This is a genomic window from Arthrobacter sp. UYNi723, assembly GCF_054057635.1.
This window is the reverse complement of the sequence record NZ_JBSRZM010000039.1, coordinates 1-21,311: the sequence shown is the minus strand read 5'-3', so window position 1 is coordinate 21,311 and position 21,311 is coordinate 1. Positions and strand designations below refer to the sequence as shown.

Here is a 21,311-nt window from a genome sequence, read left to right as displayed (position 1 = left end):
CTGATAGAGCAATGGGTGCTATTCGGGGGAGGTCAGCGTCAGCAGGACAGCCTCGGGTTTGCAGGCGATGCGGATGGGAGCGAACCGGGAGGTGCCGATGCCGCCCGAGACGTTGACCGGCGTCGTACGTCCGTTGCTTTCCCAGTTGTTGAGTCCCTTGGCCCGCCACGTGGGGAGGTCGCAGTTGGACACCAGGGCGCCGTAGCCGGGGATGCAGAGCTGGCCGCCATGGGTGTGGCCCGCCAGCAGCAGGTCCGCGCCGTCCTGCGTGAAGTGGTCCAGGACCCGCTGGTACGGGGCATGGATGACCGCAACCCGGAGGTGCGCGTTCTCGTCCTGGTCACGGGTGCCGCGGGGCCAGCCCGCATAGCGCTCCCGGCCCAAGTGCGGATCGTCCACGCCGGAGAAGTCGAAGCGGATCCCCTTCAGCACCACCGACTGGTGCCGGTTGGTGAGGTCCACCCAGCCGCCCATGCCGAAGCCCGACCGCAGCCGCGGCCAGTCCAATTCGGTTTGTTTGGGTTTTACCTCGGACGGGCCCCGCAGGTAGGACGCGGGGTTCTTGAAGCTCGGGCCGTAGTAGTCGTTGGACCCCGGGACGAAAACGCCGGGAAACTCCAGTAGCGGGCGCAGTGCCTTAAGCAGGGGCTCCACTGCCTTGACGTGGCTGAGGTTGTCCCCGGTATTGACCACCAGGTCAGGTTCCAGCGACGCCAGCGACTCAAGCCAACGCGCCTTGGTGTCCTGGCCCGGGACGAAGTGGATGTCGCTCAGGTGCAGGACGCGGAAGGGCGCGTGCCCTACGGGCAGGATGGGCAGTGCCTCCTCGCGCAGGACAAACTGGTTCTTCTCCCACAGCCCGTATCCGAAGGCGGCGAGACCCGCTGCGGTTCCCGCGCCAGCGGTGACGGCAAAGCCGCGCCCGATGTTCCGGACGCGGCTGGCCAACGCAGGGCTGACTGCCATGGGAGGCTAGTTCTTCTTGTCGCTGTTGCCCGGTGCGGGGTCCGCGGACGGCTGCGTGGCTGGAGCCGTCGCAGGCGCGGTGGCCTGCGTTGACGGCGTAGTCCGGGCAGGCGTTCCGCTCACCATGTTGGTGGGCGGGGCCGTGAACGCGTTGGTGCCATACGCCGGAGCGACCTGGGCCATGTACTTGGAGAACATGGGACCGGCGATCATGTAACCGTCGATCGCCGGGTAGAACTTTCCATTGACCGTGAGGTTACGGCCCTCACGGCTCTGGTCACCCAGCGGGTCACCGAACCATGCAGCGGTGGCCACACCCGTGGTGAAACCGACCACCCAGGTGGAGCCGTTGGTGTCGTTGGTGCCGGTTTTGGCAGCCACCGGGAAGTTGGTTTTGGTGGAGAGCCGCGGCTTGATGAGGGATCCGGAGCCCTCATCCAGGACCTTCTGCATGGCATACGCAACGCCCCGGGCGACCTCCGGTTTGACGGCATCACGGCAACTAGTGGCCTGGGCCGGGAGCTGTGCTCCCGTCTGGTCCGTGACAGACGTGATGGCGATGGGCTCGCAGTACTTGCCGTCATTGGCGAACGTGGCAAACGCGGAGGCCATGGTCAGCGGGGCGGTCTGCGTGGAGCCGATCAGGTTGGCCAAAGTGGTCATCTTGACCTTCGGGTTGGGATCTTCAGCCGAGGGCAGGCCGCCGTGGATTCCGACCGCATCCACGATCTTCTGGATGCCGCAGAGGTCAACCTGAGCCGCCGAGGCGAAGGTGGCCGTGTTGATCGAGTTCTGCAGGCCGTACAGGATCGTCATGTTCCGGTAATAGCCGTCGTCGGAGTTCTGCAGGTCAAAGCTGCCGGGAATCCTGGCGTCGTACCAGCCCACGGTGGGGTCCGGGCAGGTGTTCTTCCAGGGGAAGTTCTGCGGGTACTTGCGCACGGAGGCGTTGATGTTGGTGTTCATGGCCTTGCCCTCGTTCAGCCATTCGGCGAACGTGAAGGGCTTCATGGTGGAGCCGGGCTGGAATCCGCCCAGGCCGTTGAGGTCGTTGCCGTCCTTGTCCAGCTTGTCGACGTTAAAGTTCTGCGTCTGGTTGAACTTGCCTTCGGTGGGCAGGAACGAAGTATTCTGCGCCATGTTCAGGATCTTGCCGGTGTTGGGCTGCACGGAGACGATGGACGCACCCCAGTTGTCCGGATTGACGCCGGCGGCTGCATCAGACTCGGCCTGGGCAACGTTTTGGGCGTTGACGTCCAGCGTGGTGGTGATGGTCAGGCCGCCGCGGAAGATCTTCTGCTCGCGCTCTTTTGCGTCCGCACCGTAGGCCGGGTTGTTCAGCAGCAGGTGAAGCACGTAGTTGCAGAAATAGGGTGCCGTGGTGGCGTATGCGCAGCCCTGGCGTGACTCTGTGATCTTCGGTTCCACCGGGGTGGCCACGGCGGCGTCGTGATCGACCTGGGTGATCTTTCCCTGGTCCAGCATGAGGCCCAGCACCAGGTCCCGGCGCTGTTTGGCGTTCTCCGGGTTGGTGATGGGGTCAAACGCTGACGGGCTGTTCACGAGGCCAGCCAGGAGTGCTGCCTGCGGGAGGGTCAGATCCTTGGCGGTGGTGCTGAAGAAGAATTTGGACGCGGCCTCGATGCCGTAGGCGTCGCGGTTGAAGAAGACGATGTTGAGGTAACCCTCGAGGATCTGTTCCTTGGAGAATTCCTTCTCCAGGGCGATCGCGAGCTTCATTTCGCGAAGCTTGTCTCCCACGCCCTTGTTGACACCGTTGAGCTTGATGTCCTCAGTGTTTCCCTCGGCAGCGAGGTTGGAATTGAGCACGTTGTTCACGTACTGCTGGGTGATGGTGGAGGCACCCTGTTTGTTGCCACGGGCTGTGCTGACCATGGCGCGGAGGATGCCGGTGGTGTCCACACCGCCATGCTCGTAGAACCGGCTGTCCTCGACAGCGATGATGGCTTCCTTCACGAACGGCGAGATCTGGTCGAGGGCAACCTTGGTCCGGTTTTCCTCGTAGAGGTTCGCGATCAGGCTGCCGTCCGCGGCGAGGATCCGGGTGGACTGGCTGGGCGGGTCCACCTGCAGCTCTGCGGGGAGGGTATCGAAGAACTCTATGGAACCGCTTGCCGCGCTGCCGGAAACGGCCGCAGCCGGAACCAGCAGGCCCGCCACCAGGACACCACAAATCGCGCTCACACCGAGGAAACCAAATATCTTTCCGAGGGTAGTGGCCGTGTCGAAAATGGGGTTCTTACGAGTCACCATGTTTTCCACTTTACCGGCAAGGACTAGTCTTTAGCTCATGACCAAATGGGAGTACGCGACGATTCCGCTCATTATTCACGCTACGAAGCAGATTCTGGACCAGTGGGGAGAGGACGGCTGGGAGCTCGTCCAGGTAATCACTGGACCGGACGGCAACGGCCTGGTTGCCTACCTCAAGAGGGAGAAGCAGTAGCGATGAGCATCCCCGCAGAGACTACGTCCGGCCCTGTATCCGCGCCGGAAAACGCGTCTGCTTCAGCGCCGGTTTCCGCTGTCGAGCAGCGCCTCGCCGAGCTGGGACTGGCCCTCCCCGAGGTGGCCGCGCCCGTCGCCGCCTACGTGCCGGCCGTCATCACCGGCAGCCATGTTTACACCTCCGGCCAGCTGCCGTTTATTAACGGCAAACTCGAAGCAACCGGCAAGGTCTCCACCGGCACAGAGGGCGCCTCCGACGAGCCCACGGTGTCCCCGGAGGACGCCAAGGCCTACGCCGCTGTCTGCGCCATCAACGCGCTGGCGGCCATCAAGAGCGTCATCGGCGATCTGGACCGCATCACCCGCATCGTCAAGGTGGTGGGCTTTGTGTCCTCCGATCCGGCCTTTACGGGACAGCCGGGCGTCATCAACGGCGCGTCCGAGCTCCTCGGCCAGGTCTTTGGTGAGGCAGGCAGGCACGCACGCTCCGCCGTCGGCGTGTCGGTCCTTCCGCTCGACTCTCCCGTCGAGGTCGAACTGATCGCTGAATTCAGCTAAGGACCCGGTTCACTCAATTGCCTCAGCTCGCCCGACGCTTGTTTGCCCTTCCTCCGGATCTTGAAGGGGCTGCCCAAAGCTGGCTCGAACACGGCGAGCGGACCCCGCGTGCCGCCCGCTACGCATCGTCCGTGGTGCTTCTGCGGGACTCGCCCACCGGCCTGGAGACGTGGCTGGGCTACCGGCCCGGCTCCTCGCCGCTGGGCGTCCTTGCCTTCCCCGGAGGTTCCCTGGAGGCGTCCGACGACGACGCCGTCGGCTGGCTGGGCCCCTCACCCCAGCATTGGGCCGAGCAGATGGGGACGGACGACGTCGGGCTGGCGCGGCGCCACGTTGTGGGCGCCATCCGCGAACTCTTTGAGGAAGCCGGCGTACTCCTGGCCGGGCCGGACATGTCCACCACCGTGGAAAACACGTCAACGCAGGACTGGATGCTGGCCCGCGTGGCCGTTGCCGACCAGGAGAAGACCTTCACGGAGCTCCTCGCCAAGCGGGGACTCTCGCTGCGGACCGACCTGCTGAAGCCGCTCGTCAACTGGCGCAGCCCCGACTTCGCGCACCGCCGCTTCGACACCCGCTATTTCGCCGCCACGGTCCCCATGAACCAGCAGCCCAGCCTGCTGGAGAGCAAGGGCGTCTGGGGCCGCTGGGTGTGCGCCACCAAGGCCATCGCCGCGCGCAGCACCACTGCCCTGGGCGACGAAGTGGGCCAGGAGAACACCGTGGGCCTCACCCTCGGACAGCTCCTGGTGCCGGGCTCGGAGATCATGCTCGAGAAGATGGCCGCAGCGAACGGCTGCATCGCCTACCTCAGCTACAAACGCAAACCCCACGTGTATCAGGCCCGGCTCGTCGACGAAGAGGGCACGCTCATGCTCGAAGTCGAGGCCGCCAAAACCGTAGCCGGAGACCCCCAGCGCGAACGCTAGTCCGCGGATCGCCCGGTTAATTCCTGCGACACGGAAAAGGCCTGACGACACCGGAATTCCGGTATCGTCAGGCCTTTTCCGTGTCGCAGGAATTAATCCGTGTCCTAGCGGGAGCGCTGGCGGAGGCGCTGCATGTCCAAGATCACTACTGCACGGGCTTCGAGGCGGAGCCAGCCGCGCTGGACGAACTCTGCCAGGGCCTTGTTGACCGTCTCGCGTGAGGCGCCTACCAGCTGGGCCAGCTCTTCCTGGGTGAGCTCGTGGGCCACCAGGACGCCGTCCGTTGCCGGGCGGCCGAATCGGTCGGCCAGGTCCAGCAGGGCCTTGGCCACGCGGCCGGGTACGTCGGAGAACACGAGGTCCGAGAGCGAATCGTTGGTGCGGCGCAGGCGACGGGCCAGGGCCTGCAGCAGCTGCGCCGAAACCTCGGGGCGTGTCCGCAGCAGGGCGTTGAGGCTTTCGTTTTTCAGGCCCGCGAGGCGGGTTTCGGAGACAGCCGTGGCCGTGGCCGTGCGGGGGCTGGGGTCAAAGAGTGCCATTTCGCCGAACAGTTCACCCGGGCCCAGGATGGCGAGCAGGGACTCCCTGCCATCGGGGGACGTGCGGCCCAGCTTCACCTTGCCGGAGACGATGAAGTAGAGCTGGTCACCCTGGTCGCCCTCGCGGAATACCGATGCACCGCGGGAGAGGTCCACCTCGGTCAGCTCGTCCGTCAGCAGGCGGAATGCTTCGTCGTCGAGCGTGGCAAATAGGGGTGCTCGGCGCAGTACCTCGATGTCCATGAAATCTCCTGAATAAAAAGTGTCGGCTGTGGCGCTTTTGCCATTGTTTCAGAATTTTCAAGGTTCTGTGACGTACTTGGCAGCGGAAACGCCGCTGACACTGTGTAATGCGGGCCCGATCCGGTGCCCGGCCGCGCCCGGGGTGTGAGTTTGACGACTGAACGTGAGGCGAACCTGGCCCCAATAGGCGGGAGACTGGCGCCCACAGAACAATGTCAGCCTGCGCCACTAGAATTGGGTCTCAACCGTATTAGAGGAGCGCTCAGTGTTTGGCTTGACTGTTCTGGACCTGGCGCTGATCCTGGCCCTGCTGTCTTACCTGATCTATGGCCTGCGCAACGGCTTCCTGGTAACCCTCGGGGGTATCGCCGGCTTTGCCGCGGGCGCCGTGGCTGCCTTCTTTGCCGTTCCACTGGTCAGCAACTTCGTGGACGACTCCGGCTGGAGGCTGACCGCCATCGTGGCCGCCGCCGTCGTTCTGATGGCTCTGGGCCATGGCCTCGGGACCATGATCGGGCGCAAAATCCGCGGCGCCGTGCGGATCAAGCCGCTGCGTGCTGTGGACCGGCTGGTGGGCGGGGCCGTCAATGTGGTGGTCTCGGCGTTGGTCATGTCCATGCTTGCCTTCAGCGTCAGCGCCCTGGGCGTTCCGTTTGTGTCCCAGCAACTGGCCGAGTCCAAAGTCATCCGGTACATCGACGGGCTGACCCCTGTCCCGTTGAAGACCACCATGGCGCAGTTGCGGTCAACGGTGATCGGCAACGGAATCCCCACGCTGCTGGAAGGTCTGGACCAGGGGCAGCCAGTGGCGGTCCCCAATGCCAGCACCGATACTCCGGCGCTGAACCGGGCCGCACAGTCAGTCCTGAAAATAGCGGGAACCGCCTACCAGTGCGGGCAGAACCAGACCGGTACCGGCTTTGTGGTTTCCCCCGGCCGGGTTGTGACCAATGCCCATGTTGTGGCGGGCGTGTCGCAGCCGGTGGTTGAAATTCCCGACGGCGGCGCGATGCCCGGGCGGGTGGTGTACTTCGACACCAGGCACGACCTCGCCGTTTTGGCCGTTGACGGGTTGCCTTCCGAACCACTCACGCTGACGTCCGACCTTCCGAACGGCAGCCCGGCAGCTTTCGCGGGATACCCTCACGGCGGTCCGTTCCAGTCCAACCCCGCCACGGTCCAGGACATCACCTCGGTTCTGGTGCCCGACATCTACGGCGAAAACCCGGCCCCGGAAGAGATCTACCGCCTGGCCGGCAACGTCCAGCCCGGGAACTCGGGCGGCCCGCTGCTGACCATGGAGGGCCTGGTGGCTGGCGTCATTTTCGCCAAGGCAACCTCGGACACCGAAATGGGTTTCGCGATCACCATGAATGAGCTGTTCCCGGTCGCATCCCAGGCCGCAAGCCTCAGCGCTCCGGTCTCCTCCGGGCAGTGCATCCAGAAGTAGCCCGGGCGGCCTGAGCCACACGAGTCTGAGCCGCTCAGCGCCGGGCTACAGCGCTTCGGCCAGGTAGTCGATGGCCAGCTTGTAGCCGAACACGCCAGCTCCCACGATCACCGCGGCGCACACCGGGGACAGGAACGAGTGGTGCCGGAATTCCTCGCGCTGGTGCACGTTGGTGATGTGGACCTCGACGGCGGGAAGCTGCACCGCTGCCAGAGCGTCACGCAGGGCCACAGAGGTGTGCGTGAAGGCGCCGGCGTTCAGCACTATGCCGACGGCGGTGCTGCGGGCTGCGTGGATGACGTCCAGGAGCACCCCCTCATGGTTGGACTGGACACACTCCACCGTGAAGCCGTGGGCCTGCGCCGCAGTGGCTGCCAGCTGTTCCACGTCCGCGAGAGTGGAGGTGCCGTACTTCTCCGGCTCACGGGTGCCCAGCAGGTTGAGGTTGGGGCCGTTGATCACAAGGATCGTGCCGCGCCCGGCAGCGGAGGCAGATGCGGAGTCAGGGGAGGAAAGGTCAGTCATGGCTCCAATCTACCTGTCGGATTCTGCACCATCATTCGGCCCGGGACATTCCACGTGGCCGGATTTCCGGGGGCCGTGGACTTCGAAACAAGAAATGATGGTGCAGAATCCGTCGCAAGGGACCCTAGAGTGCCGTGAACCTCAGGACCAGGGCGTGTTCCGGGTTGAGGATGGGCATCGGCAGGCCCACTTCGGCCAGGAAGCGGCCGCCGGCCACGGCACCGTCCGCCAGCCAGGCCGGGGGCTGGACCTGGGTGAACGTGTGGGCGTAGTCGGCGTCTCCGGGCGCCGGGAAGATGGCTTCCACCCGGTAGTCCCGGTCCGCGTCCAGGCCCGGGATGGTGATCCGGCCGGTCTGCTCCGCAAACGCGGTGCCGGTGCTGACCAGGGCGAACAGCGCCGCCGTCGTGCCTGGTGCAGAGCCTGCCGGACCGATGCCGGAAGCCACCACGCCGTGCAGCATCAGGGAATCGTCGGACATGTCCGCGCGGACCATGCGCCCGGAGTGGATCAGGCCGCGGTGTTCCTTGTAGAGGGCGATGAAGCGCTTGAGTTCCTCGCGCTCGGCGCCCTGGACCCCGCGGACATCCCACTCCATGCCGAAGTGGCCGAACAGTGCTGTGATGGCGCGGAAGGACAGATCGTGCGTGCGGGCCGTGGTGTGCGAGGTGGTGGGGCCGACGTGACCGCCCACCAGCTCCGGCGGGACCACCAGCCCGGTCCAGCGCTGGATGGTCTGCCGTTCGAGGGCGTCGTTGCAGTCTGAGGCCCAGATGCGGTCGGTGCGTTCCAGGATGCCCAGGTCAACCCTGGCGCCGCCGGAGGAGCAGCTTTCAATTTCGACGCCGGGGTGGGACTTCTTGAGTTCGTCAAAGAGCCGGTAGGCGGCCAGGGTCTGTTCGTGGACCGAGGAGCGGCCGGCGTGGCCGTGCTCCAACTGGTCCCGGTTCTGGTCCCACTTGAGGTAGCTGATGTTGTTCTCGCGCAGCAGGGAGTCCACGCGGTCGAAAATGTACTGCCACGCGTCCGGGTTCACGAGGTCGATCACATGCTGGTTCCGCCATTCAAGCGGCAGGCGGCCGCCGTCCTTGTAGCTCTGGACGGACGGACCAACGATCCAGTCGGGGTGGGCGCGGGCAATGTCGGAGTCCAGGTTGACCATTTCCGGTTCCACCCAGAGCCCGAATTCCATCCCGCGGGAGGTCACGGCGTCGATCAGGGGCGTGAGCCCGTCAGGCCATAGGGATTCGTCGACGTACCAATCGCCCAGGCCGGCGTGGTCGTCGCGGCGGCCGCGGAACCAGCCGTCGTCGAGCACAAAACGTTCCACGCCGAGATCCGCGGCGGAGTCGGCCAGCTCGATCAGGGTGGCCAGGTTGTGGTCGAAATAGACCGCTTCCCAGGTGTTCAGGACCACCGGGCGCGGCTTTCCGGAAGGCAGGCCCGTGGCGGCCGAGGGCAGCACGTGGTGGGGGCGGGACCGGAACCAGCTGTAGAACGCCTCGCTGATGCCGTCCAGGCCGCGGTCCGAGTACGCGGCGAACAGCGCCGGCGTGGTGTAGCTGGCGCCGGGTGCGAGGATGACCTCGGCCGGGCCCAGGAGCTCGGAGCCGCCGATCATGGTGCGGCCGTCGCCGATGCTGTCGGCGAACTGTTCGTGGTTGCCGCTCCAGGCCAGGTGCGTGGCCCAGACCTTCCCGTGGCGGTTGCCGAACCCGGCGGTGCCGGCGGCGAAGAGCAGCGAGGAATCGTGCCCGGTGCGGCCGTGCCGGCCGGTGCGGACCCAGGTGCCCTGCTGGATGGGGCGGCGCTGCGGGTGGCGTTCCCGGCACCAGCGGCCGGTCAGGTCAAGAAGTTCGACGGCGTCGGGCGCCACCGGGAGGACGGTGGCCAGCTCGTCGAGCTGGTAGGGCGTGGCGCCGTCGTTGGTGAGGGTGTGGCGCAGTTCCAGCAGGCCGCCGTCGTGCAGTGTCAGTGCGGACGAGACGGTGAGGCCGGCGTCGGAATCAGTCTGGACGATGACGGCGGAGTTGCCTTCGACGCTCGCTGTCACCGTGCGGAGGCGGGCCGAGAAGTCAAGGCCGGGTACGCCGTCGGCGATGCGGTGGCCGCGGAGGGCGGGACGGCCGCGCCAGCTGGACGATGCCTGTGGCAGGAGGCCGGCGGGCACGTTGGCGTCGATGGCGGAGTGGGGGATGGGTTCGCCCAAAATGGCGAGGTCCGGCAGGGTGCTGCCAAGATCCGCGCCCCAGTGGATGACCTCGGCCTCCCCGCTGTCGAAGCTCATCACCAGACTGGTGCCGGCGGAACGGAGATGCAGGGGGTCCATGAATACTGTCCTTCTAAAGGGTGGGAGTAAGAAAAAACTAGGCTGTGCGCCGCGGGAACACAATGCCCGCGGCGCACAGCCGGTCAAGCTGGTGGCCTACTTGAAGAGGGCGTTGACCTGTTCGTTGGCATCGCTGAGGGAGCTGACCGGCTTCTTGCCGGAGAGGACTGCGTCCATTGCCGGTTTCATGATGCCGGTGACCTTGGCGGACTTGTCCATGATGGGGAACAGGAACGTGGTGTCGTCCTTGACGTGGGTGGTGAAGGCGGTGACGTCAATGCCCTTGGCCTCGAACGCCTTGGCGGCGAGCTCGGAAGAGGAGCCGATGGCGGGGAACACGACTGCCTTGGACGCCACTACGTCCTGGCATTTGGCGGAGGCAAGGTACTCAACCCACTTGACCGAGGCTGCCGGGTTTTTGGTGCCTGCCCAGATGGAGTCGGCCAGGCCGTTGAACATGGATGCGCGTTTGCCGTCCGGTCCCTTAGGGGTGGGGGCGATGCCGGTTTCCACGCCCTGGTAGGTGGTGTATTGGCCGATCATCCACGACCCGCTGGTGTTGATGGCGGCTTTGCCCGCTCCGTAGTTATCAGACGCGCTGGCACCCACAGTGGTTTCAAGTTTGGGCATGTAGCCCTTGTCTGCGAGGCCGGCCCACCAGGCAATGGTTTCCTGGAACTTGGGATCGTCGTAGTTGAACTTGGTGCCCCACGGGTTCTTGTCCGTGTGGGTCCAACCCATGGTGGCACTGAGGAAGCTCCACTGGGTCTGGCCATCCCCGCCACCGGAGTTTTCCAGGCCCAGGCCGTAGACATTCACGTTGTTCTTGTCGAAGCCGGACTCGTCGCCGCGGACACCGTTCTTGTCCACGGTCAGGTGCGCGATGGCCTTTTCGTAGCTGCCGCCGTCGGATGGGTTCCAGTCAAGGCCCTTGAGCTGCTCTTCCGTGTAGCCGGCATCAGCGACGAGCTTCTTGTTGTAGAACATCGCGACGGTGTCCCAGTCCTTGGGCAGGCCGTAGCGTTTGCCATCTTCGGTGACCCACAGATCCGCGAGGCCCTTGTTGTAGATGTCCAGGTCGAGTTTGTCGGTCTTGACGGCGTCGTCCAGGGCGAGGAGCTGCTTCTTGGAGGCGAACTCGGGGTATTTGGCCAGGTGGTCGGTGAAGACGTCCGGCGCGGTGCCGGCGACGAAGCCGTTGGTCAGGGTGGTCCAGTAGTCGTCCCAGCCGCGCTGGGTGACTTTGACCTTGATGTCCGGGTTGGCCTTGGTGAAGTCGTCGGCGCACTGCTGGTAGGCGGGGAGCTGGTTGGCGTCCCAGAGCCAGTAGTTGATCTCGCCTTTGGCCTCGGTGGAGGTCGGGGCGGGTGCGCCGCAGGCGGAGAGGGACAGGGCGATGGCAGCAGCAGCAGCAGCGGCGATGCCAAGGGTTTTTTTCATGGTGGACCTTTCGAGGGTGTTACGGGGGAGGAGTGAAGTGAGGGGTTATTTGATGCCGGAGAAGCCGATGGAGTTCACTACTTTTTTGCCGAAGGCGATGAAGAGGATCAGGACGGGCAGGGCGGCGATGAGGGTCGCGGCCATCAGGCCGGACCAGTCCGGGGCGCCTTGCGGGGACTGGGATCTGAAGACGCCCAGGCCGACGGTGAGGACCCGGACGGATTCGTCCTGGCCTACGAGCAGTGGCCAGAAGTATTCGTTCCAGGTGCCGATGAAGGTCAGCAGGGCCAAGGTGGCCATGGGGGCGCCGGCGTTGGGCAGCACGATCTTGAAGAAGATGCGGAACTTGCTGGCGCCGTCGAGCATGGCCGCTTCCTCGACTTCCCGGGACATGGAGAGGAAAAACTGGCGCAGGAAGAAGACCGCGAAGGGGGTCATGAACAGGAAAGGCAGGATGATGCCGGCGTAGGTGTTCAGGAGCCCGAGGTTTTTGATCATCAGGAAATTGGGCAGGGCGGTGAAGATCGGCGGGACCATCATGGTGGCCAGGAAGAGGGCGAACACTTTCTCCCGGCCTGGCCAGCGCAGCCGGGAAAAGGCGTAGGCGGCCATGGAGCTGAAGAACACCTGTCCGGCGGTGATAAGGGTGGAGACGATGATGGAGCTGCGCAGATACAGCCAGAAGTTGATGGCCGCACCGGATCCGCCCTCTGCGATGGCTTCTTCAGGGGTTTGCAAGCCAAGGACGCGTTTGAAGGCGCCCCAGCTGAAGTCGGCGGGCAGGAGGTTGCCGGCGTTTGCGGCGAGCGAATGGTTGCTGGAGAGGGCGGTGCGGAGCATCCACAGGAACGGGGCGATGGTGACCACCAGCGCGATGGCCACCAGGGTCCAGGCCCCGGCGCGTCGCCAGTTGAACGGCTTGCGGGGCTTGATGATGGCGGTGAGGGCGGGGGCGGCCGGGTCGTGGCGGGACGGGGTCGTGGTAGTCATGGCGGGGTCCTTAGTCCAGGTCCGATTCGTTGCCCTTGAGGAACTTCATTTGGATGAAGGCGACCAGGGCGAGAATGACGAAGAGAATGACGGACAGTGCGGAGGCGTACCCGAAGTCCGACTCGGTGAAGGCTTTTTGGTAGATGTACATCTGGATCACGCGGGAGGCGTTGATGGGGCCGCCGGCGGTGGTGACGGCCACGGTGTCAAAGACCTGGAAGGACCCGATGACGGTGACCACCAGGACCAGGACCAGGACCGGGCGCAGCAGCGGCATGGTGATGGACCAGAACGTCCGGGTGGGGGACGCCCCGTCCAGGGAGGCGACCTCGTAGACGTGGCTGGGGATCGACTGCAGGCCGGCGAAGATCAGCAGGGCGGTGTAGCCCATATGGCGCCACACGTTGACGAATGCAATGGTGGGAATGGCCCATTGCTCGCTCCCGAAGAACGCGATCCGGGGGCCGCCCAGCCAGCTGATGATTTCGTTGACGATGCCCAGCTGGTAGTCGAGCATCCAGAACCAGAGGAGGGCGACAATCACGTTGGCCACCAAAAACGGCAGCAGCAGCGCTCCCCGGATGAACGTGGACTTCGCGACCCGGTGCATCAGCAGCGCCAGGCCAAGGGCAATGACGGTCTGGAAACCGATGTTCAGCGCCACATACTGCAGGGTCACGCTCATGGCGTTCCAGAACAGTTCGTCAGCGAAAATCGCGGTGTAGTTCTTGATCCCGATCCAGGTGGGATCGCCCAGGATGCTGTATTCGGTAAAGCTGAGGTAAACACCCCGGATCGTGGGGATCAGGAAAAATGCCACGAACCCGATCATCGCCGGGAAGATAAACACCATCGCGATCCTCAGATCGCCCATCCGGTGCGTGCGGCTCTTCTTCCGGGTACTCCCGGTATTTCCTGTCTTGGACCGTGCTGCCCGGCCTGCCGGGTCCCGTTGCTGCTTGGTAAGGGTGGTCATCTTCGACCCTTTCCTGACTGTGATGTGGGTAACAACTGATGAGGAATCTACACGAGTAGATTGAAGCTGGCAAGTGTTAGATTTTATGTTGCATTTGAAGGGATTCATCCAGTCGCTAGGCTATTGACTCGAGTAGATTCGAGTGAAACACTGAGAATCCTGATGGACAGCGCTTGCCCGGCGCTCCCGCACAGCATCTAGGGAAGGCAAACAATGACGTTTTCAATCGGCGTAGTAGGAGTTGGCCAGTTTGGCGGCCAGTTCGCTCACCTTTTCAATCTCCACCCCGGTGTTAGCTCCGTGTATGTCGTGGATGAAGTTTCACTGCGTGCAGCCGAAGCGGCGGACCGCCTGCACCTCGCCGGTGTGAAGGCGAGCTTTAAGGAACTATTGGAATCCGACGTCGACGCCGTGGCCATCTTCACCCAGCGCTGGACACACGGACCGCTGGTGGAGCAGGCACTCCGCGCCGGCAAGCACGTCTACTCAGCCGTCCCAATGGCCGTTTCCGAGGAAGAGATCGCCCGCATCATCGATGCCGTGCACGAGACCGGAAAGGTCTACATGATGGGGGAAACCAGCTATTACAACCCTGCCACCGTCTACGCACGCAAGCAGCATGCCGCCGGCCGCTTCGGGCGGATCTTCTACACCGAAGGTGACTACGTCCACGACATGGACCTGGGTTTCTACGATGCCTACCAGTACAGCGGCGGTGAGCGCTGGAAGGAAACCGCCAGCTACCCGCCGATGCTGTACCCCACGCACGCCGTCGGGGGAGTGTTGGGTGCCGTCCCCGCCCATGCCGTCAGCGTCAGCTGCGTCGGAGTCAAGGATGACCGCAACGACGGCGTCTTTGACAAGGACGTCAGCATGTTCGGCAATGACTTCTCGAATGCCACGGCCCTTTTTGAACTCAACGACGGCGGCGTCATGCGCACCAACGAGATGCGCCGCGTGGGCTACCCCTCACACATCAGGGAGTCCCGGTTCCGGTTCTTCGGGACGGAAGCGAGCTTTGAACAGCTCGCAAATGTCACGGTCTGGCAGGATAAGGAGAGCGTCCACGACATTTCCGAGCAGCTGGAAACACGGCCCAGCATGTCCCTGGATGACCCGTCACTGGCCAACGTGGCACCGGAGCTGAGGGACGCCTTCGTCTCCGGGCTCTCGCCTGTTCATGATGCGGATCGCCTCCCCGAGGAGTTCCGCGGAGCACCCAACGGCCATGAGGGCAGCCACCACTTCCTGGTGGACGACTTCGTGACAGCGGTCAACAACGGCACGCTGCCGCCGGTCAACGCCTGGGTTGCCGCCCGGTTCACGCTGCCCGGCATCGTGGCCCACCAGTCCGCCCTAAGCGGCGGGGAGCGGCTGCCCATCCGCGACTTCGGCGATGCCCCGGGGATCTGATAGCTAGCATGTACAACATGACGACTCCAGCAGTGCAGGCCCCCCGCAGCCCGGTGACCCGCAAGGACGTTGCCCGGTATGCGGGCGTCAGCACCGCCGTCGTCAGCTACGTGGTCAACGGCGGGCCCAAGAAAGTGGCCCCCGCAACGGAAGCGAAGGTCCAGGACGCCATCCGCGTCCTGGGCTACCGCCCCAACGCGGCGGCCAGGGCCCTCAAGTTGGGATCCAGCGAGACACTTGGGCTGATCGTGCCCGACAACTCGAACCCTTTCTTCTCGCTCCTCGCGCATGCTGTGGAGGACGCGGCGGCCGAGCGGGGCTACGCGCTGCTGCTGACCAACTCCGACGGCAACATAGCCAAGGAACGCCGGAACGTCAGGAACCTGGCAGCGCGGCAGGTGGACGGCGTATTACTCGCCAGCGTCCTGTTCCAACCGGACCTGGAAGACCTCGAGAAGGCCGATATTCCGTGGGTCCTGCTCAACCAGGACCGTGAGGTGGCGGGCGTCAACAGCATCGGTGTGGACCTCCTGGCCGGGGCACAGATCGCCGTGGAGCACCTCCTGGGGCACGGTCATACCAACGTCGGCCTGGCCATGGGCACCAACGTGGGGAATGACGTTGACGGGCGCGAACTCGGTTGGCTGAAGGCGCTTGCGGAGGCTGGCCTCCCTGAGGGGCCGATCGCACGCAGCCCCTTCACCCGGTCCGGTGGCTACGAAGCGGGCAAACGGCTCCTGGCCGCTTCGAATCGGCCCACGGCGATTTTCGCGAGCTCGGACATGCAGGCGGTCGGCATCCTCCGCGCGCTCCATGAGGCAGGTGTCGCAGTCCCCGGAGAGATCGCGGTGACCTCCTTCGACGGCTCCGCCGAGGCGGAGTACACGTGGCCGGCGCTGACCACCGTGGATCAGCCGGTCCGGGAGATGGCCGCGGCCGCCGTCGAAGGCATCCTGGCTGCGCGTCGCAAGGCCGCACCGCAGCAGCAGATGTTCCCCACGAAGCTCCACGTCCGCCAGTCCTGCGGCTGCCCCTGAATCAAGGGCTTTTGGTTCGCTGCCCCGCGATCCGGACTTTGCCCACGCGCTGGCCGAGGATGCGGTGGGCTTCTGGGCCCAGTCCGGCGTCGCTGATGACCTCATCGGCCGCGTCCAAGGGGGCGATGGTGCTGATGCCCAGCAGCCCCCACTTGGTGTGATCGGCCAGGACTACGGTTTTCCGGGTGGCGGCGACGAACGCCCGGTCAGTCTCCGCCTCCAACAGGTTGGGCGTGGTGAAGCCGGCGTCGGCGTCCATACCGTGCACACCCATGAACAGCACGTCCAGGTGCAGCTGCTTCAACGCGGCCGTCGCGATGGGACCTACCAAAGCGTCCGACGGCGTCCGCTCGCCGCCGATCAGGATCACGGTTGATGGGAAGCGGGCAGCGCCGCCGGAGGCAGCGTGGTGGAAGAGGTCAGCGATGCGCACGGAATTGGTGACCACCGTGATCCGCGGACCGTTCACCAGCTCCTTGGCGAGGGCCCACGTGGTGGTGCCGGCGCTCAGACCAACGGCCATGCCCTCATACACCAGGCCGGCAGCCTCCAGCGCGATGGCACGCTTCTCCGCTGTCAGCTGCGTGGACTTAAGTTCGAAGCCTGGCTCGTGGGTGCTGGCATCGCCGGGGAGCTTGGCGCCGCCGTGGATACGCTCCAGTTTGCCGCCCTCCTCCAGCAGCTCGATATCCCGGCGGACAGTCATCAGCGAAACACCCAGTTGCTGGGCGAGGTCCGAGACGCGAACAACCCGTTCGCGCTGGACGGCGTCCACGATTGCCTGGTGGCGTGCTGCGGGGAGCATGGAATTCCTTTCGTGCTGAGGCGGGGGAGTGATATCCCCGTCACGTTCCATGATGGTCTACCCCTTGCTTGAACCAAGAGTCAGCCCCGCAACAAACTGCCGCTGCAGGAGCAGGTAGATCACCAGCGTGGGAATGACAGTGATGACTGCACCGGCGGCCAGGAGGTTGTAGTTGTTCAGGAATTCGCCCTGCAGGTTGTTGATGGCCGTGGTGATCGGAAGCCGGTTGCCGCTCTGGATGAAGATGAGGGGCCAGAAGTAGTCGTTGTAGATGAAGATGACCTGGAGCGTGCCGAGTGCGGCGAACGCCGGCCGGCAGAGTGGCATGATGATCTCCCGGTACTGCCGCCAGATGCCGGCTCCGTCCACCAGGGCGGCCTCGGTCAAGTCCGCGGAGAGCGCCTTCATGTAGTTGGACAGCACGAAGGTGCAGAAACCCATCTGGAAGGCGGTATTGACCGCGATCACAATGATGTAGGTGTTCAGCATGTTTCCGGAATCGCTGAACGAGTACGGCACTTCGAAGTGCTTTGCCATCTCGAACAGCGGGGCGGCGAGGACCTGCGGGGGAAGCAGGTTGCCGGCGGTGAACATGATGAGCAGCGTGATGTTGAACTTCCAGCTCACCCGGCTGACGGCGAAGGCCATGAGGGAGGCAAGGAACAGGGTCAGCAGCACAGCCGGGACGGTGATGATGACCGAGTTCCAGAAGTACGTGGAAAACCCGCCCTGGGTCCAGGCCTGGGCGAAGTTGTCGAAGTTGAAGTCGCCGGCAAAGCTGAAATAGCCGTACTGGTTCGTCGAGGCCACCGGACGGAGGGCGGTGAAAAGCGACCAACCCAGCGGGATCAGCCACATCACCGCCATGACGGCCAGGAAGATATGGGTCCCGTAGTGGCGCTTGGGCCTGCTGCCGGAGCGGGGCGCCGCTGCGGCGGGAGTCCGGCCGGTGCGGGCTGTGGTGGTGCTCATGCTTTGTTCTCCTTGCCGAAGGTGCGGCTGAGGTAGAAGACGATGGGAACAAGGGAGATGACCAGCAGCACCACTGCCAGTGCGGAGCCGACGCCGATCACCTGGCCTTCGCCCACGAGGTTCTGGATCACCAGGGCGCTGAGCATTTCCAGGCCGTTGGTTCCGCGGTTGATGACGTAAACCACGTCAAAGGCGCGCAGCGATTCGATGATGGTGATCACCACGATGACGATATTGATGGGGCGCATGGCCGGGAACACCACGCGGAAGAAGGTCTGCCCTGCGTTGGCTCCGTCGATGGCGGCGGCTTCCTTGAGGGTCGGGTCCACGCCCTTCAGCCCGGCCAGGTACAGGAGCATGACGTAGCCGGCATGCCGCCACGTCGCCGCGATCATGGCGGCCCAGATGTTCACGGAGGAGTCCCCGAACCAGTCAACGGCCTGGGGTGTCCCGGCGGTGCCCAGGAGGAAGTTCAGGAGTCCGTTGTCGCGCTGGTAAAAGAGCTGCCAGATGATGCCGATCAGGGCCAGTGACAACATCACGGGTGCGAAGAAGATGCTCTGGTAAATCTTGCTGCCCCTGATGTTCTGGTCCAGCAGCACGGCGAGCAGCAGGCCCAGCGGTGTGGCAATCAGGGCCAGGAACAGGAGCCACAGCAGGTTGTGCTGCACCGCCGGCCAAAAGGGCGGGTAGTCCTGGGTGATGTACTGGTAGTTCGCCGTGCCGGCGGGGCGTATGTCGGCCAGGTCCAGGCCGTTCCACCGGCTGAAGCTGAGCCCCACGGACATCAGCGTCGGCAGCCAGACCAGGGTCAGTTCGATCAGGGTGGGGATCCCCACCATCAGCGACAGGACCACTTTGTCTCGCCCGGTCAGGCGGCGGACCCGCCCGCCTCTGGCCCGCCGGATACGGCCGCCGCCGGGCTCCCGCGCTTCCGGCGGTATCAGTTCTTGTGCGGTGCTGCTCATGGAAGTCTTCCCTCTATTGGTGGGGACGCTGGAAGGGAACGACGGCGGCGGGAGCCTGCGCCGCCGTCGTTCCGTTCTGGCTGGTCGCCTTGGAAACGGCGCTGACAGGGCTGGAAGTGCTGCCCTGGACTACTGCGCGGCGTAGAGCGTCTTGGCCTGGGCCTCAAGGTTTTTGACATCCATTTTGCCGTCCTTGATGAAGCTCTGCAGGGCCGGGATCATCACGTTGTTGGCCATGGCCGGCAGGGCGTCGCGGTCGAAGAACTGGCTGATGTACTTCGCGTCCGCGATGGTGTCCGCACACTTCTTGTTGAGCGGGCTGAACTTGGACGTGTCCGTGCCCTTGGCGGTGGCGATGTTGGACGCATCCACGGCGGCGTAGGCGTCCTGGGCATCAGCGGTGCCGAGGAACGCCATGAAGTCGCGGGCCGCCTTGTTCTCCCCGCCCTTTTTGGACAGCAGGAGGCCGTCAATGGGGGCTTCGACGGCGTCGCGGCCTTCCATGGCGATCTCCGGAAAGGCGAAGAAATCGATGTCCGCCAGCACCGCCGGGTCGGTGAATTGCTGGGTGACGAAGGAACCCAGCAGGTACATGCCGGTCTTCTTGGCTTCCAGCGCCTTGGCGGCGTCCTGCCAGGTCTGGCCGAGAGCTCCCGGATCCTGGAAGGGAAGGAGCGCCGCCCAGGTGTCAAAGACCGCGCTGACCTTTTGCTGGTCCCAGGATTCCTTGTGTGCGCACAGGTCCACATGGAACTGGTAGCCGTTGAGCCGCATGTTCATGTAGTCGAAGGTGCCCATGGCCGGCCAGCCGTCCTTGTCGGCGAAGCCGATGGGAATGATGCCATCTGCCTGCATCTTCGTAGCGAGAGCCTTGAGGGCGTCAAAGGTCTCCGGCACCTCGTACCCCTTTTCGGCCCAGAGGCTCTTCCGGTAGAAGAACCCCCACGGGTAGTTGTAGTTGGGTACGAAGTACATCTTGCCGTCCGGTCCGGTGGAAGCTTTCTTCAGCGCATCGGAGTAGTTGCCACCGATGGTTTCCCAGACGTCATCGATGGGCGCAAGGAGCCCTTTGCCTGCGTAGTACTGCATGCGGTAACCGGCGAACCAAGTGAACGTATCGTCCGGGGAGCCCTGCAGGTACGAATTAATCTTGTTCTGGAAATCATTGTGGGGCACCACGTTCGTGGTGACCTTCTTGCCGGACTTGGCCGTGAAGGCGTCGGTGACAGCCTGGTACGCCCGCTTGGGGACGTCATCGGAGGACCCGGAACCGAAGGTAAGGCCGGCGGAGTCGGAACCCGTGGCGGACGGCGCACTTCCGCCCGTGCAGGCTGCGAGGAATGGAATGCCGGCCAGGCCTGCCGCGCCTACGCCAACGGTCTTGAGGATGCTCCGCCTGCTGGGAAAAGCAGTTGCAGACGCATCAAACTGTGAAGCCATGTTCTCTCCCTTGAAAAATAGCCGCATGTGAGACACCTCACATTGCATCTGACTATAAACGTTCAAAACAGAACATGGAAGAACGGCAAATAACATTTTTGGCTTCGATTTTTTTGAATCGTCCCAAACAGGGAGTGGCCCCGATTTTCCCATGGGGACGAGAAAATCGGGGCCACTCGATAGCGTCGGACTGAGTCGTGAGGCAGCTGTTACTTTCTGAGCGACTGCGCGATCTGCTGCATCACTGTGGTGTCGGCCAGGGTGGTGGCGTCGCCTACTTCGCGGCCCTCGGCGACGTCCTTGAGGAGGCGGCGGACGATCTTGCCCGAGCGGGTTTTGGGCAGTTCCGGGACCACGAGGATGGTTTTGGGCTTGGCGATGGGCCCGATTTCCTTGCCGACGTGGTTGCGGAGTTCCTGGATGGTGGCGACGCCGGAGTCCACGGCGTCCCCGCGCAGGATGACGAACGCGACGACGGCCTGGCCGGTGGTCTCGTCGGCGGCGCCCACGACGGCGGCTTCGGCCACGGAGGGGTGGCTGACCAGGGCAGATTCGATCTCGGTGGTGGAGAGCCGGTGCCCGGAGATGTTCATAACGTCATCCACGCGGCCCAGGAGCCAGATGTCGCCGTCCTCGTCCTTTTTGGCGCCGTCGCCGGCGAAGTACATACCTTCGAAGCGGGACCAGTAGGTTTCCTTGAACCGTTCGGGGTCGCCCCAGATGCCGCGGAGCATGGCGGGCCAGGGCTCGCGGATCACCAGGAAGCCGCCGTGGCCGTCCGGCACGGATTCGCCCTGCTCATCGACGACGTCCACCGCGATGCCGGGCAGCGGGGTCTGGGCCGAGCCGGGCTTCGTGGCGGTGACGCCGGGCAGCGGGGCGATCATCTGGGCGCCGGTTTCGGTCTGCCACCAGGTGTCAACGATCGGTGCTTTGTTGCCGCCGATGACATCGCGGTACCACATCCAGGCTTCCGGGTTGATGGATTCGCCCACGGAACCAAGAACCCGGAGGGAGGACAGGTCGTACTTGTCCGGGATGTCCCGTCCCCACTTCATGAAGGTCCGGATGGCCGTGGGGGCGGTGTAGAGGATGGAGACCTTGTACTTCTCGATGATCTCCCACCAGCGGCCCTGGTGCGGGGAATCCGGGGTGCCTTCGTACATCACCTGGGTGGCGCCGTTGATGAGCGGCGCGTAGGCGACGTACGTGTGGCCGGTGACCCAGCCGACGTCGGCCGTGCACCAGTAGACATCCGTTTC

The 21,311-nt window shown here is 64.4% G+C and carries 19 protein-coding genes; 6 read left to right on the top strand and 13 right to left on the bottom strand.

The genetic code is table 11. The features are described 5' to 3' along the window. Positions 1 to 18: 18 nt before the first annotated feature. On the bottom strand, positions 19 to 966 hold the full coding sequence (locus ACVWY0_RS20590) for a metallophosphoesterase (RefSeq protein ID WP_485838342.1): 948 nt from the start codon (positions 964 to 966) through the stop codon (positions 19 to 21). Positions 967 to 972: 6 nt separating this feature from the next. Then, entirely contained in the window at positions 973 to 3,240 is a 2,268-nt protein-coding gene (locus ACVWY0_RS20585) for a transglycosylase domain-containing protein (RefSeq protein WP_485838341.1), read from the bottom strand. Positions 3,241 to 3,277: 37 nt separating this feature from the next. Here ACVWY0_RS20585 and sp36 point away from each other — a divergent pair, with 37 nt between their 5' ends. Genes sp36 through ACVWY0_RS20570 form a run of 3 tightly spaced genes read left to right on the top strand, consistent with a single transcriptional unit; the run spans position 3,278 to position 4,922 of the window. Beyond that, positions 3,278 to 3,433, top strand: a complete 156-nt coding sequence (gene sp36 / locus ACVWY0_RS20580; protein ID WP_099093395.1) for a Sp36 family protein — start codon at positions 3,278 to 3,280, stop codon at positions 3,431 to 3,433. A gap of 2 nt (positions 3,434 to 3,435) precedes the next feature. Then, positions 3,436 to 3,993: a RidA family protein gene (locus ACVWY0_RS20575; RefSeq protein ID WP_485838340.1), complete on the top strand. Its 558-nt coding sequence runs from the start codon at positions 3,436 to 3,438 to the stop codon at positions 3,991 to 3,993. Positions 3,994 to 4,010: 17 nt separating this feature from the next. Next, positions 4,011 to 4,922, top strand: coding sequence for an NUDIX hydrolase (locus tag ACVWY0_RS20570; protein WP_485838339.1), 912 nt, complete (start codon positions 4,011 to 4,013; stop codon positions 4,920 to 4,922). Positions 4,923 to 5,026: 104 nt separating this feature from the next. Here ACVWY0_RS20570 and ACVWY0_RS20565 read toward each other — a convergent pair whose 3' ends face one another. Next, entirely contained in the window at positions 5,027 to 5,704 is a 678-nt protein-coding gene (locus ACVWY0_RS20565) for a Crp/Fnr family transcriptional regulator (protein WP_011693220.1), read from the bottom strand. A 265-nt stretch (positions 5,705 to 5,969) separates the two neighbouring features. On the opposite strand from ACVWY0_RS20565, the gene ACVWY0_RS20560 reads away from it, so the two are divergent. Continuing rightward, entirely contained in the window at positions 5,970 to 7,154 is a 1,185-nt protein-coding gene (locus ACVWY0_RS20560) for a MarP family serine protease (protein ID WP_485838338.1), read from the top strand. 45 nt (positions 7,155 to 7,199) lie between these two features. Here ACVWY0_RS20560 and aroQ read toward each other — a convergent pair whose 3' ends face one another. The 5 genes from aroQ to ACVWY0_RS20535 all read right to left on the bottom strand — a co-directional run bounded on the left by aroQ (position 7,200) and on the right by ACVWY0_RS20535 (position 13,414). Continuing rightward, positions 7,200 to 7,679: a type II 3-dehydroquinate dehydratase gene (gene aroQ / locus ACVWY0_RS20555; protein ID WP_485838337.1), complete on the bottom strand. Its 480-nt coding sequence runs from the start codon at positions 7,677 to 7,679 to the stop codon at positions 7,200 to 7,202. A 124-nt stretch (positions 7,680 to 7,803) separates the two neighbouring features. Beyond that, the gene (locus ACVWY0_RS20550; RefSeq protein ID WP_485838336.1) at positions 7,804 to 10,008 is read right to left on the bottom strand and encodes an alpha-galactosidase; all 2,205 of its coding nucleotides are present in this window, start codon (positions 10,006 to 10,008) and stop codon (positions 7,804 to 7,806) included. A 96-nt stretch (positions 10,009 to 10,104) separates the two neighbouring features. Further along, complete coding sequence (locus ACVWY0_RS20545; protein WP_485838335.1) at positions 10,105 to 11,448, bottom strand: ABC transporter substrate-binding protein; 1,344 nt, start codon at positions 11,446 to 11,448, stop codon at positions 10,105 to 10,107. Positions 11,449 to 11,493: 45 nt separating this feature from the next. After that, entirely contained in the window at positions 11,494 to 12,438 is a 945-nt protein-coding gene (locus ACVWY0_RS20540; RefSeq protein ID WP_485838334.1) for a carbohydrate ABC transporter permease, read from the bottom strand. Between the two features lie 10 nt (positions 12,439 to 12,448). Continuing rightward, positions 12,449 to 13,414 carry a carbohydrate ABC transporter permease gene (locus tag ACVWY0_RS20535; protein WP_485838333.1) on the bottom strand — a complete coding sequence of 322 codons (966 nt, stop codon included), beginning with the start codon at positions 13,412 to 13,414 and terminating at the stop codon, positions 12,449 to 12,451. Positions 13,415 to 13,627: 213 nt separating this feature from the next. On the opposite strand from ACVWY0_RS20535, the gene ACVWY0_RS20530 reads away from it, so the two are divergent. Next, positions 13,628 to 14,827: a Gfo/Idh/MocA family protein gene (locus ACVWY0_RS20530; RefSeq protein WP_485838332.1), complete on the top strand. Its 1,200-nt coding sequence runs from the start codon at positions 13,628 to 13,630 to the stop codon at positions 14,825 to 14,827. 17 nt (positions 14,828 to 14,844) lie between these two features. After that, positions 14,845 to 15,864 carry a LacI family DNA-binding transcriptional regulator gene (locus ACVWY0_RS20525; RefSeq protein ID WP_485838331.1) on the top strand — a complete coding sequence of 340 codons (1,020 nt, stop codon included), beginning with the start codon at positions 14,845 to 14,847 and terminating at the stop codon, positions 15,862 to 15,864. 1 nt (position 15,865) lies between these two features. Here ACVWY0_RS20525 and ACVWY0_RS20520 read toward each other — a convergent pair whose 3' ends face one another. From ACVWY0_RS20520 to ACVWY0_RS20500, 5 genes are all read right to left on the bottom strand, one after another. Then, positions 15,866 to 16,669: a DeoR/GlpR family DNA-binding transcription regulator gene (locus ACVWY0_RS20520; RefSeq protein ID WP_485838330.1), complete on the bottom strand. Its 804-nt coding sequence runs from the start codon at positions 16,667 to 16,669 to the stop codon at positions 15,866 to 15,868. A gap of 57 nt (positions 16,670 to 16,726) precedes the next feature. Then, the gene (locus tag ACVWY0_RS20515; RefSeq protein ID WP_485838329.1) at positions 16,727 to 17,641 is read right to left on the bottom strand and encodes a carbohydrate ABC transporter permease; all 915 of its coding nucleotides are present in this window, start codon (positions 17,639 to 17,641) and stop codon (positions 16,727 to 16,729) included. Next, positions 17,638 to 18,609 (bottom strand): carbohydrate ABC transporter permease, encoded by a 972-nt coding sequence (locus tag ACVWY0_RS20510; protein WP_485838328.1) that lies wholly within the window; start codon positions 18,607 to 18,609, stop codon positions 17,638 to 17,640. The genes ACVWY0_RS20515 and ACVWY0_RS20510 overlap by 4 nt, the downstream gene beginning before the upstream one ends. Positions 18,610 to 18,738: 129 nt before the next feature. Beyond that, complete coding sequence (locus tag ACVWY0_RS20505; protein ID WP_485838327.1) at positions 18,739 to 20,049, bottom strand: ABC transporter substrate-binding protein; 1,311 nt, start codon at positions 20,047 to 20,049, stop codon at positions 18,739 to 18,741. Positions 20,050 to 20,258: 209 nt separating this feature from the next. Beyond that, on the bottom strand, positions 20,259 to 21,311 hold a 1,053-nt coding region (locus ACVWY0_RS20500), incomplete at its 5' end, for an AMP-binding protein (RefSeq protein ID WP_485838326.1).